This window comes from Pseudomonas sp. Pseusp18 (genome assembly GCF_059506005.1).
On the sequence record NZ_CP169240.1, the window covers coordinates 5,437,386 to 5,449,097 of the forward strand.

Annotated in this window: 9 protein-coding genes; 1 reads left to right on the top strand and 8 read right to left on the bottom strand. The window is 60.1% G+C overall.

Going from position 1 to position 11,712, the window contains the following annotated elements; all coding sequences use genetic code 11:
* Nucleotides 1-27: 27 nt before the first annotated feature.
* From ACEN9A_RS24430 to purL, 3 genes are all read right to left on the bottom strand, one after another.
* Nucleotides 28-441 carry a DUF6124 family protein gene (locus ACEN9A_RS24430; RefSeq protein WP_258671088.1) on the bottom strand — a complete coding sequence of 138 codons (414 nt, stop codon included), beginning with the start codon at nt 439-441 and terminating at the stop codon, nt 28-30.
* An 819-nt stretch (nt 442-1,260) separates the two neighbouring features.
* The gene (locus tag ACEN9A_RS24435; RefSeq protein ID WP_019581076.1) at nt 1,261-1,572 is read right to left on the bottom strand and encodes a YqfO family protein; all 312 of its coding nucleotides are present in this window, start codon (nt 1,570-1,572) and stop codon (nt 1,261-1,263) included.
* A gap of 19 nt (nt 1,573-1,591) precedes the next feature.
* Nucleotides 1,592-5,488 (bottom strand): phosphoribosylformylglycinamidine synthase, encoded by a 3,897-nt coding sequence (gene purL, locus ACEN9A_RS24440; protein WP_258671089.1) that lies wholly within the window; start codon nt 5,486-5,488, stop codon nt 1,592-1,594.
* A gap of 274 nt (nt 5,489-5,762) precedes the next feature.
* On the opposite strand from purL, the gene mltF reads away from it, so the two are divergent.
* Nucleotides 5,763-7,223: a membrane-bound lytic murein transglycosylase MltF gene (gene mltF / locus ACEN9A_RS24445; RefSeq protein ID WP_258671090.1), complete on the top strand. Its 1,461-nt coding sequence runs from the start codon at nt 5,763-5,765 to the stop codon at nt 7,221-7,223.
* A gap of 130 nt (nt 7,224-7,353) precedes the next feature.
* Here the strand turns inward: mltF and pdxJ are convergent, their stop codons facing one another.
* The 5 genes from pdxJ to lepB all read right to left on the bottom strand — a co-directional run bounded on the left by pdxJ (nt 7,354) and on the right by lepB (nt 11,711).
* On the bottom strand, nt 7,354-8,100 hold the full coding sequence (pdxJ, locus tag ACEN9A_RS24450; RefSeq protein ID WP_007936221.1) for a pyridoxine 5'-phosphate synthase: 747 nt from the start codon (nt 8,098-8,100) through the stop codon (nt 7,354-7,356).
* Nucleotides 8,101-8,180: 80 nt separating this feature from the next.
* Nucleotides 8,181-8,870 (bottom strand): DNA repair protein RecO, encoded by a 690-nt coding sequence (gene recO / locus ACEN9A_RS24455; RefSeq protein WP_258671091.1) that lies wholly within the window; start codon nt 8,868-8,870, stop codon nt 8,181-8,183.
* Between the two features lie 217 nt (nt 8,871-9,087).
* On the bottom strand, nt 9,088-9,990 hold the full coding sequence (era, locus tag ACEN9A_RS24460; RefSeq protein ID WP_007936226.1) for a GTPase Era: 903 nt from the start codon (nt 9,988-9,990) through the stop codon (nt 9,088-9,090).
* Complete coding sequence (gene rnc / locus ACEN9A_RS24465) at nt 9,983-10,672, bottom strand: ribonuclease III (protein ID WP_018927089.1); 690 nt, start codon at nt 10,670-10,672, stop codon at nt 9,983-9,985. Before rnc ends, era begins: the two co-directional genes overlap by 8 nt.
* Before the next feature lie 184 nt (nt 10,673-10,856).
* Nucleotides 10,857-11,711 (bottom strand): signal peptidase I, encoded by an 855-nt coding sequence (gene lepB / locus ACEN9A_RS24470; protein WP_258671092.1) that lies wholly within the window; start codon nt 11,709-11,711, stop codon nt 10,857-10,859.
* Between the last annotated feature and the right edge of the window lies 1 nt (nt 11,712).

The window sequence follows — 11,712 nt, forward strand, 5'->3', positions numbered from 1 at the left end:
ACTGGTCCAGCGGGCTTTTTCATTGTGCTACCCCTGCGGATCGATCTGATCCAGCACCCGGTTCACCGACAACTCCGCCAACGAAATCATCTGCTGAATGCCCAAGGCCAGATTGCACGCTGGGCCGGTGAGATCGAACGCCAACTCACTGGCCATGACATTCGCCGAAGCCAGGGTTTCACAGGCATGGGCCAACAGGGTTTCTGAATCTACGTTGGGCGCGACGACGAAGATCGTACTTGGACGCTGCTCGGCTTTGACCTTCTTCTGGGAAGGTGGCGCGAGATAGTGATCGAGTGCACGGATTGCGGCATCGTGGAGTTTTTTGGAATTGAGGCAGGTGTAGGGGGAAACGGATTCGTTTTCCAAGTTTGTTTCTAAATCTGTTTCTAAATCTGTTTCTACGTCTGTTTCTGGAGGATTTGGGCTGTCTTTGATCATTGTGAAACTCCTAACAAAAAGTTGGAGCTACCAGCATCACTTGCAGATGATGGGTGGCAGCTGTGCGCGGGTCTGCAAGACCGAGTCGTTAGGCAACCTCGGCAGACCCGAAGATCTCCCGCACACAGCCACCATAAATCGATGACCGTTGATTTAAGCGCCACGATTATAGGTGCGCTTAAAGGTGCCTAACAAACTATCGGCGGGCTTGCAGTCCCGATCGCTGAATTGGCAGCGACATCCAAAGGTTAGAGAGCCCACTTCCGACGGACAACCTGAAAGACTTGTGGGAAGGTTCTGACGTTTTTACAGATCAATAAACATCATTGCCTGTAAGACCGCCATCGCGGGCAAGCCCGCTCCCACAGTGGAGCGGCGTACACCCACCAAACTACAGGCCGAGCGTTAGCTCGCCTGCCGCTTTTGATCTTGATTCACCCGCCCCTTCGGGAGGCTGAGCGCAGGTGTTCATCTGGGGATTGGCGCGCAGCGCCGTTCGACGCAGTCGAACACATCGCATGTAGGTTGAAGCGAAGCCAACCGTAGGGCGATGCCCCCAGATGGATACCGGAGCGAAGGAACGCCGAGCCTTAGCGAGGGGCCGGACGCTCGGGGCGAAGACCTTTGCTTCCTTTGGGGCGTTTGCCAAAGGGAGTCGCCGTAAGGGCGAAACTATAAGCAGCCGTTACCACAGCAATGGATATGTACTCAATCAACAAGAACCTGGTCGGCTCTAAGGCCGCCACGCCCTAAATCGCAGCCAATAAAAAACCCGCTGAAATCACTTCAGCGGGTTTCTCATTTCAGCGGCCAGGAAGATCAGAAATCCTCCAACCGCCATACCTCATAAGCCGGCGTCTCATAGGGATGACTCTCTTTCAGAGCCACCACCACCGCCCGAATCAACTCATCGCTGACCACCAGCTCAACCTTCCACTCCTCAACCTGCTCGACCTGCCCAGCCTCACCCATGAACGGCTGACTGCCCTCCAGTGGACGAAACTGGCCCAAGCCAAACACTTGCCATGCACAGTGGTCATAAGCCCCGATCCGCCCGCCACCGGCGGCGAATACAGCGCTTTTGACCACTTCGACATGACTGGCCGGAACAAAAAAGCAGAGCTTGTACACGGCAATCAGCTCCCCGCTCTTAGTTAACCCAGACGCGAGCGTTACGGAACATACGCATCCAAGGTGCGTCTTCGTTCCAGTCTTCCGAACGCCACGAGTTCTGCACCGCGCGGAACACACGCTCCGGGTGCGGCATCATGATGGTCACGCGACCGTCGCGGCTGGTCAAACCGGTGATACCGCGCGGCGAGCCGTTCGGGTTGGCCGGGTATTTCTCGGTGACCTTGCCGTGGTTGTCGACGAAACGCATCGCCACGCAACCCGACAGATCGGCTTGCAGCAAGGCTTCTTCGCTGGCGAATTCGGCATGGCCTTCACCGTGGGCGATGGCGATCGGCATGCGCGAACCGGCCATGCCCTGCAGGAAGATCGAGTTCGATTCCTGGATCTGAACCATGGCCACGCGGGCTTCGAACTGCTCGGAACGGTTACGCACGAAGTGCGGCCAGAACTCGCTGCCCGGGATCAGCTCGTGCAGGTTGGACATCATCTGGCAACCGTTGCACACGCCGAGGGTGAAGCTGTCGGTACGTTCGAAGAAGCCCTGGAAGGCATCGCGAGCGCGGCTGTTGAACAGCGCGGACTTGGCCCAGCCTTCACCGGCACCCAGTACGTCGCCGTAGGAGAAACCGCCGCAAGCGACCATGCCCTTGAAGTCGTTCAGGTCGACACGGCCGGCCAGAATGTCGCTCATGTGCACGTCGATCGCGTTGAAACCGGCACGGTCGAACGCGGCCGCCATTTCCACCTGACCGTTGACGCCCTGCTCACGCAGCACGGCAACCTGTGGGCGAATGCCTTTCTTGATGTAAGGCGCGGCGACGTCCTGGTTGACGTCATAGCTGAGCTTGACGCTCAGGCCCGGGTTGTCTTCTTCCAGCAGCACGTCGAACTCTTGTTCGGCGCAGTCGGCGTTATCACGCAGACGCTGGATCTGGTAGCTGGTTTCAGCCCACTGACGTTGCAGCAGACGACGCTGACCTTCGAATACGGTATCGCCGTTAAACGTGATGCTGATCTCGCCGTTGTTCATCGGCTGACCGATCACCGATACGCAGTCGCCCAGGCCAGCAGCGCTGAACTGCGCGAGGATATCCGCGGTGGCGTCCTGGCGAACCTGAATCACGGCGCCCAGTTCTTCGTTGAACAGGATCGCGGCGATATCGGCGGAAGTCTCTGCCAGACCGTCGAGGTTCAGGCTCAGACCGCAGTGGCCGGCAAACGCCATTTCCACCACGCTGGTCAGCAGACCACCGTCGGAACGGTCGTGGTAAGCCAGCAGGTGACCGTCGGCGTTGAGGCCCTGGATCACCGCGAAGAAGGCTTTAAGGTCTTCGGCGTCATCGACGTCCGGGGCTTGTTTGCCGAGCTTGCCGTGAACCTGCGCGAGGATCGAGGCACCCATGCGGTTCTGGCCGCGACCGAGGTCGATCAGGATCAGGTCGGTGGTGCCCTTGTCCATGCGCAGTTGCGGAGTCAGGGTCTGACGGATGTCAGCCACTGGCGCGAAACCGGTCACGATCAGCGACATCGGCGAAGTGACAGCCTTATCGACACCTTCGTCGTTCCAGCGAGTGGCCATGGACATGGAGTCCTTGCCCACCGGAATGGTGATGCCCAGCTCAGGGCACAGTTCCATGCCGACCGCTTTCACGGTGTCATACAGACGTGCGTCTTCACCTGGGTGACCGGCAGCGGACATCCAGTTCGCCGACAGTTTGATGTCGGAGATCTTGGCGATGCGCGAGGCGGCGATGTTGGTCAGGGTTTCGCCGATGGCCATGCGGCCCGACGCCGGAGCGTCCAGCAGGGCCAGCGGAGTGCGCTCGCCCATGGCCATGGCTTCACCGGTATAAACGTCGAAGCTGGTGGCGGTAACGGCAACGTCGGCCACCGGAACCTGCCACGGGCCGACCATCTGGTCACGGGCCACGAGGCCGGTGATGGTGCGGTCGCCGATGGTGATCAGGAAGCTTTTGCTGGCCACGGCCGGGTGATGCAGGACGCGCTCGACGCAGTTGGCGATGTCGAGGGTCGACGGATCGAAATCGTCACCCAGCTCGTTTTCACGAACCACCGAACGGTGCATGCGCGGGGCTTTGCCCAGCAACACTTCGAGCGGCATGTCCACCGGGCTGTTGCCGAAGTGGCTGTCGGTCACGGTCAGTTGCGGCTCGGCAGTGGCTTCGCCAACTACCGCGAATGGGCAACGCTCACGCTCGCAGATCGCCTTGAAGCGCTCGAAGTCCGCCGGGCCGACTGCCAGAACGTAGCGTTCCTGGGATTCGTTACTCCAGATTTCGTGCGGGGCCATGCCCGGCTCGTCGTTTGGAATGTTGCGCAGTTCGAAACGGCCACCGCGGTCGCCATCGTTGACCAGTTCCGGGAAGGCGTTGGACAGACCGCCCGCGCCGACGTCGTGGATGAAGCTGATCGGGTTTTTGTCGCCCAGTTGCCAGCAACGGTCGATGACTTCCTGGCAACGACGCTCCATCTCAGGGTTTTCACGTTGTACGGAAGCGAAATCCAGGTCCGCCGAGCTGGTGCCGGTGGCCATGGAGGAAGCCGCGCCGCCGCCCAGACCGATCAGCATCGCCGGGCCGCCAAGCACGATCAGCTTGGAGCCAACGACGATTTCGCCTTTCTTGACGTGTTCTTCACGGATGTTGCCCATGCCGCCAGCCAGCATGATCGGCTTGTGGTAACCGCGAACTTCGTCACCATGAGGGGTGGTGATCGACTGTTCGAAGGTACGGAAGTAACCGGTCAGCGCCGGACGGCCGAATTCATTGTTGAATGCAGCGCCGCCCAACGGGCCTTCGATCATGATGTCCAGCGCGGTAACGATGCGCTCGGGTTTGCCGTACGGCACTTCCCACGGCTGTTCGAAGCCCGGGATCTGCAGGTTCGACACGGTGAAACCGGTCAGGCCAGCCTTTGGCTTGGCGCCGCGACCGGTGGCGCCTTCGTCGCGAATCTCGCCGCCACTACCGGTGGATGCGCCCGGGAACGGGGCAATCGCGGTCGGGTGGTTGTGCGTTTCGACTTTCATCAGGATGTGCACCGGTTCCTGCACCGCGCCGTACTGGCGGGTTTCAGGGTCCGGGAAGAAACGGCCGGCCACGGAGCCAACGATGACCGAGGCGTTGTCCTTATAAGCCGACAGAACACCTTCGCTGTGCATCTGGTAGGTATTCTTGATCATGCCGAACAGGCTTTTTTCCTGGCTCTGACCGTCGATGTCCCAACTGGCGTTGAAGATCTTGTGACGGCAGTGCTCGGAGTTCGCCTGGGCAAACATCATCAGTTCGATGTCGTGCGGGTTGCGCTTCAAACCAAGGAAGGCGTTGACCAGATAGTCGATTTCGTCTTCGGCCAGGGCCAGGCCCAGCTCGGTGTTGGCTTTTTCCAGCGCGGCGCGGCCGCCACCCAGCACGTCGATCGCGGTCAGGGGCTTGGGCTCGGCGTGGCTGAACAGGCCGGAGGCTTGTTCGAGGTTGCCCAGCACGATCTGGGTCATGCGGTCGTGCAGCGCGTCTGCGATCAGCTGCGCGTCAGCGTCGCTGAACTGGCCGGCGACGTAGAACGCGATGCCGCGCTCCAGGCGCTGGATCTTGGTCAGGCCGCAGTTGCGAGCGATGTCGCTGGCTTTACTGGACCATGGAGAAATGGTGCCGAAACGCGGCAACACCAGGAACAGACGACCAGTGGGCTCTTGTACCGGAACGCTAGGGCCGTACTTCAGAAGGCGCGCGAGCACCTGCTGTTCGTCGCCGGTCAGGACGCCGGTAACTTCGGCGAAGTGAGCGAATTCAGCATACAAGCCGCTGACAGCTGGAACCTTCTGGCTCAGTTGCTCAAGGAGTTTGCTGTGGCGAAAGGCAGAAAGGGCAGGAGCGCCGCGCAGGATCAACATCTTCGGGACAGCCTCGGGAAGGGGTGTGCTTTGAGGCCGTGCATTCTAGCCTAAACCGCCCGCGACATCACCCGAAACGGTGCGTGCGGTTGCACCCGAACGTCGGGCCGGGCATTCGGGCCGTAAACAGGTGCGCGCCGGGGGTTATTTTTTCTGTCACAAAATGCTGTTCGGGCCCATTACTGCGGGCTCCAAGCGGGTTTTTGACGCCCTAGCAGACAAGCCCTTCGCTGTCGAGATATGGCGCTCGTGGTCCTTTGCGTATACTGCGCAGATGTTTTCCCCAACGGCTTTGCGTCCGCGGTACGCCAAATGGCTGATCGCAACCGGACTCTTCCTGATGCTCAGTGGCTGTGTTGATAAACCCAACACGCTGGAGCGCGTAAAGGAGGATGGCGTGCTGCGGGTGGTTACCCGGAACAGCCCCGCCACCTACTTTCAGGATCGCAACGGTGAAACCGGCTTCGAATACGAGCTGGTGAAGCGCTTCGCCGACGATCTGGGGGTCGAGCTCAAGATCGAAACCGCCGACAACCTCGACGACCTGTTCAATCAGGTGGGCAAGCCAAATGGCCCGGTGCTGGCTGCTGCCGGCCTGGTCAGCAGCGAGGACCGCAAAAAACAGGTGCGGTTTTCCCATTCCTACCTCGAAGTCACCCCGCAGATCATCTATCGCAACGGCCAGTCGCGGCCGACCGACGCAGGCGATCTGGTCGGCAAGAAGATCATCGTGCTCAAGGGCAGCACCCACGCCGAGCAATTGGCAGAGCTGAAAAAGAAATATCCGGGCATTGAATACGAAGAGTCCGACGCGGTTGAAGTCGTCGACCTGCTGCGCATGGTCGACGAAGGTCAGATCGACCTGACCCTGGTCGACTCCAACGAAGTGGCGATGAACCAGGTCTACTTCCCCAACGTGCGGGTCGCCTTCGACCTCGGTGATGCCAGCAACCAGAGCTGGGCGGTGGCCGCCGGCGATGACAACAGCCTGCTCAACGAAATCAACGCCTACCTCGACAAGGTGAAGAAAAACGGCACCCTGCAACGCCTCAAAGACCGCTACTACGGGCATGTCGACGTACTCGGCTACATGGGCGCCACCACCTTCGCCCAGCATTTGCAGCAGCGGTTGCCCAAGTACGAGAAGCACTTCAAGGCGTCCGCCAAGGAAGAAAAGGTCGACTGGCGTCTATTGGCGGCGATCGGTTATCAGGAATCGCTGTGGCAAGCGGCAGTCACGTCCAAGACCGGCGTGCGCGGATTGATGATGCTGACCCAGAACACGGCGCAAGCCATGGGCGTTTCCAATCGCCTGGACCCCAAGCAGAGCATCATGGGCGGCGCGAAATACCTGGTCTACATGAAGGATCAACTGGATGAGTCGATCCAGGAGCCGGATCGTACGTGGTTCGCGCTGGCAGCCTACAACGTTGGCAGCGGTCACCTGGATGACGCACGCAAACTGGCGGCCAAGGAAGGGTTGAACCCGGACAAGTGGCTGGACGTGAAGAAAATACTGCCGCGCCTTTCGCAGAAGCAGTGGTACAGCAAGACTCGTTATGGCTACGCCCGTGGCGGCGAGCCGGTGCATTTCGTGGCAAACATCCGTCGCTACTACGACATCCTGACGTGGGTCACGCAGCCGCAGCTCGAAGGCACCCAAGTCGCCGAGGGCAACCTGCATGTGCCGGGGGTCGACAAGACCAAGCCGAGCCAGGAAACCCCACCGCTTTAAATCTTCGTAACCTTCAAAGCCCCCATCGCGGGCAAGCCACGCTCCCACAGGTTTTGCGTTGAATGACGACTGTGTATTCGACGCAAAACCTGTGGGAGCGTGGCTTGCCCGCGATGGCAACGCCGCCGATCTAGCCTTTCAACGCAGCAGCCAGAATCAGCGCCTTCATCTCCGACACTGCCGACTTGAACCCGACGAACAACGCATGGGCCACCAGCGCATGGCCGATGTTCAGTTCGTTGATGCCCTTGATCGCCGCAACAGCTTCGACGTTGTGATAGTGCAAACCGTGGCCGGCGTTGACGATCAGGCCTTGGGCCAGACCGAATGCCACGCCGTCGGCCACGCGCTTGAGCTCTTCAGCGACTTCGGTGGGCGTCTCGGCGTCCGCATAACGCCCGGTATGCAATTCAATGGCCGGCGCGCCGACACGGCGGGACGCTTCGATCTGCCGCTCGTCAGCGTCGATAAACAGCGACACTTCACAGCCGATCTTCGCCAGGCGATCCACCGCCGCCTTGATCCGCGCTTCCTGTCCCGCTACGTCCAGACCGCCTTCAGTGGTCAGTTCCTGACGGGTTTCCGGCACCAGGCAAACGTGCGCCGGGCGGATACGCTCGGCGAACGCCATCATTTCTTCGGTGACGCCCATTTCGAAGTTCATGCGGGTTTGCAGCACATCCTTGAGCAGCAATACGTCGCGCTCCTGAATGTGCCGGCGGTCTTCACGCAAGTGCACGGTGATGCCGTCAGCGCCCGCCTCTTCCGCGTCCAGCGCTGCCTTGACCGGATCCGGGTAACGAGTACCCCGGGCCTGACGCAGGGTGGCAACGTGGTCGATGTTCACGCCAAGAAGAATGCGATTGCTGGTGGTCACGGAAGCGCTCCTGAAAGAGGGAAAATTCGGTGCACAGCATACACGGGAGATAGGGTCTGTTGACGCAAGCATCAACAGATCTACGGCTTTCGAAATAACTCGCGACTGACCAATGGACGACCACCCAAATGAACGGCCAGCGCCTGACGCATCAAGCGCTTGGCGGCCGACAGTGCTCCGGGCGCGGTCCAGTCGGCATCGGCCATGGCCAGCAGTTCGGTACCGTTGAACAGGCCGGGTTGCAACAGGTAAACCCGCTCCAGCCCCGCATCCACCTGCAAGCGGTAGAGACCGTCCGGCGCGACGGGATCGCCATGGATGTCGGTATTCAACGCGAAGCCATAACCGAGATCATCAAGCAGTCGCCATTCGAAGGAGCGCAGCAACGGCTCCAGCGGTCGACCTTCGGCCAGGGCAAGCAAGGTCGCGGCGTAGTGATCGAAAACTGCGGGATGAGGATCTTCGGCGGGCAGCAGGCGGATCAGCAATTCGTTGAGGTAGAGACCACTGAACAGCGCTTCGCCATTGAGCCAGGTGGAAACGCCGGCGCTTTCCATGCGGCCGACATTCTTCAGTTCGCCCCGGCCACGGAACTCGACTTCCAGCGGCACGAACGGCCGCGCCAACGTCCCAGCCTTGCCCCGCGCACTGCGCAACACCGCCCGCAGCCGACCTTGCGGCGTGAGGAAATCCACCAGAGCACTGCTTTCGCGGTAGGCGCGGGAATGGAGCACGTAGGCGGGTTGGCCGGTTGGCGGGCTGGATGACATCAGTTTCCGAATCTCTGGAGATCCACTGTGGCGAGGGAGCTTGTCGGAACGCCGCACCGTCCCGCTGGGCTGCGAAGCGGCCCCAAAACCATGCACCACAGTGTTTCAGGTAAAACCGCGATGCCAGGATTTACGACTGCTTCGCAGCCGAACGGGAGCAAGCTCCCTCGCCACAAAAGCTCGCTCCCACAATTGAATCGATGTGCTGGTGGACGATTTACAGGTCGCCGTAACCCAGCGAACGCAAGGCGCGTTCGTCGTCGGACCAGCCGCCTTTCACCTTGACCCACAGGTTAAGCATGATCTTGGAGTCAAACAGCAGCTCCATGTCCTTGCGCGCCTCGGTGCCGATGCGCTTGATGCGCTCGCCCTTATCGCCAATGATGATTTTCTTCTGGCCGTCACGTTCGACGAGGATCAAGGCATGGATGTGCAGGGTTTTGCCCTGCTGCTTGAACTCTTCGATTTCCACGGTGATCTGGTACGGCAGCTCGGCACCCAACTGGCGCATGATTTTTTCGCGAACCAGTTCAGCGGCAAGGAAGCGGCTGCTGCGGTCGGTGATCTGATCTTCCGGGAAGAAGTGATCGTTTTCCGGCAGGTGCTCGGCGATCACTCGCTCCAGCGTGTCGAGGTTGTGCCCGTGCTGGGCCGAGATCGGCATGATCTGCGCGTTCGGCAGCTGTTCCTGCAACCAGGTCAGGTGCGGCATCAGCTCGGATTTGTCTTCGATGCGGTCGGTCTTGTTCAGCGCCACGATCAGAGGACCGGTCACGTACTGAACGCGCTCGAGGACCATCTGGTCTTCGTCGGTCCACTTGGTACGGTCAACCACGAAGATCACCACGTCGACGTCTTTCAACGCCGCCGAAGCGGTCTTGTTCATGTAGCGGTTCAGGGCCTTTTCGCCCCCCTTGTGCATGCCCGGGGTGTCGACGTAGATCGCCTGAACGTCGCCTTCGGTCTTGATGCCGAGCATGTTGTGGCGGGTGGTCTGCGGCTTGCGCGAGGTGATCGCCAGTTTCTGACCCAGAATGTGGTTCAGCAGCGTGGACTTGCCCACGTTGGGACGGCCGACGATGGCAACATAGCCACAGCGAGTTGCGGTTGAATCAGTCATTGCCATTCTCCACACCCAGGGCAATCAGTGCTGCGGCGGCCGCTACCTGTTCGGCAATACGACGACTCACACCCTGACCTCGGCTTTTTTCATTCAGTAAGATGATTTCACATTCGACGAAGAACGTCCGGCAATGCGGCTCACCCTGGATATCCACCACTTCGTAACGCGGCAGCTCACAACCACGGGACTGCAGGAATTCCTGCAGGCGGGTTTTCGGATCTTTGTTGGTGTCGACCAGCGTCAGGCCTTCGAACTCTCCGGCCAGCCAGGCCAGCACGCGCTCGCGCGCCACCTCCATGCCGGCGTCCAGGTAGATCGCACCGATCAGCGCTTCGAGGGCATCGGCCAGAATCGACTCGCGACGGAAACCGCCGCTTTTCAACTCGCCGGAGCCCAGGCGCAGGTATTCGCCCAGGTCGAAACCACGGGCCAGTACGGCCAGGGTCTCACCTTTCACCAGGCGTGCACGCAAACGCGACAACTGGCCTTCGCGGGCCAGCGGGAAGCGATCGAACAGCGCCTCGCCGGCGACGAAGTTGAGGATGGCATCGCCGAGGAATTCCAGGCGTTCGTTGTTGCGCCCGGCAAAACTGCGGTGAGTCAGGGCCAGGACCATCAGCTCCTGATCCTTGAAGGTGTAACCGAGCTGACGCTCGAGACGGCTTAAGGAGACGCTCACGGTTTACCCACGCTGAGTTCGTGGTTGGATTCCACCGCCAGGGCCTTGATGCGGCGCAGGCTTGGGACAATTAACGCTGTGTTCAAAAATAACGTCCTGAATATCGTTGTTTTCATGCTTCTGTCGCCGATTGTGCCGACTCCAGAAATGCATTCGGCGCTGTGTTCAACAGCGCCGTGTGTGATTACTTGATCAGGCCTACCCGCGAGAAATTCGGCAGGTGACTGAGTTTGGGTTCCGGCCAGCTCATCCAGACTGCGAAGGCCTTGCCGACGATATTCTTGTCGGGAACCATGCCCAGCAGATCCTTGGGAATACTCGGGTCATCCCAGTAGCGACTGTCGTTCGAGTTGTCGCGGTTGTCGCCCATCATGAAGTAGTGCCCGGCTGGCACGGTCCACGTATGGTCCGGCGTTGCACGGTAGCGGCTCATTTCCTTGCGGATCAGGTGCTCGGCGACGCCGAGTTTTTCCTTGTAGAGCTCGGCGCTGCCCAACGTGCCCGGCTCGGAGCCGACCAGTTGTTCGGCAATCGACTCACCGTTGACGAACAGGCGCTTGTCGGCGGTGTAGCGAATCTGATCGCCCGGCAGGCCCACCACACGCTTGATGTAGTTGACATTCGGGTCGCTCGGGTAGCGGAACACCATCACATCGCCGCGCTGCGGATCACCGACTTCGATGACTTTCTTGTCGATCACCGGCAGGCGGATCCCGTAAGAAAACTTGTTCACCAGAATGAAGTCGCCGACGTCCAGGGTCGGTTTCATCGAGCCGGAAGGAATCTGGAACGGTTCCACCAGGAACGAACGCAGCACCAGCACGATGAACAACACCGGGAAGAACGACTTGCCGTATTCGACCAGCAGCGGCTCTTTGTTCAGTTTCTCGACCACTACCATGTCAGCCTGGCTGACGCTCCCCTGATAGGAGTTGATGGCAGACCGGCGCCGTGGCGCCAGGAACAGCAGATCGAGCAACGCCAACAGGCCGCAGACGAACACGGCGATGACCAGCAACAGCGGGAAATTTAGTGACATA

Excerpts from the sequence above, each read along its gene's own strand:
- purL (WP_258671089.1), bottom strand. The coding sequence starts at position 5,488 with ATGTTGATCCTGCGCGGCGCTCCTGCCCTTTCTGCCTTTCGCCACAGC.
- era (WP_007936226.1), bottom strand. The coding sequence starts at position 9,990 with ATGACTGATTCAACCGCAACTCGCTGTGGCTATGTTGCCATCGTCGGC.
- recO (WP_258671091.1), bottom strand. The coding sequence starts at position 8,870 with ATGTCATCCAGCCCGCCAACCGGCCAACCCGCCTACGTGCTCCATTCC.
- mltF (WP_258671090.1), top strand. The coding sequence starts at position 5,763 with ATGTTTTCCCCAACGGCTTTGCGTCCGCGGTACGCCAAATGGCTGATC.
- lepB (WP_258671092.1), bottom strand. The coding sequence starts at position 11,711 with ATGTCACTAAATTTCCCGCTGTTGCTGGTCATCGCCGTGTTCGTCTGC.
- ACEN9A_RS24430 (WP_258671088.1), bottom strand. The coding sequence starts at position 441 with ATGATCAAAGACAGCCCAAATCCTCCAGAAACAGACGTAGAAACAGAT.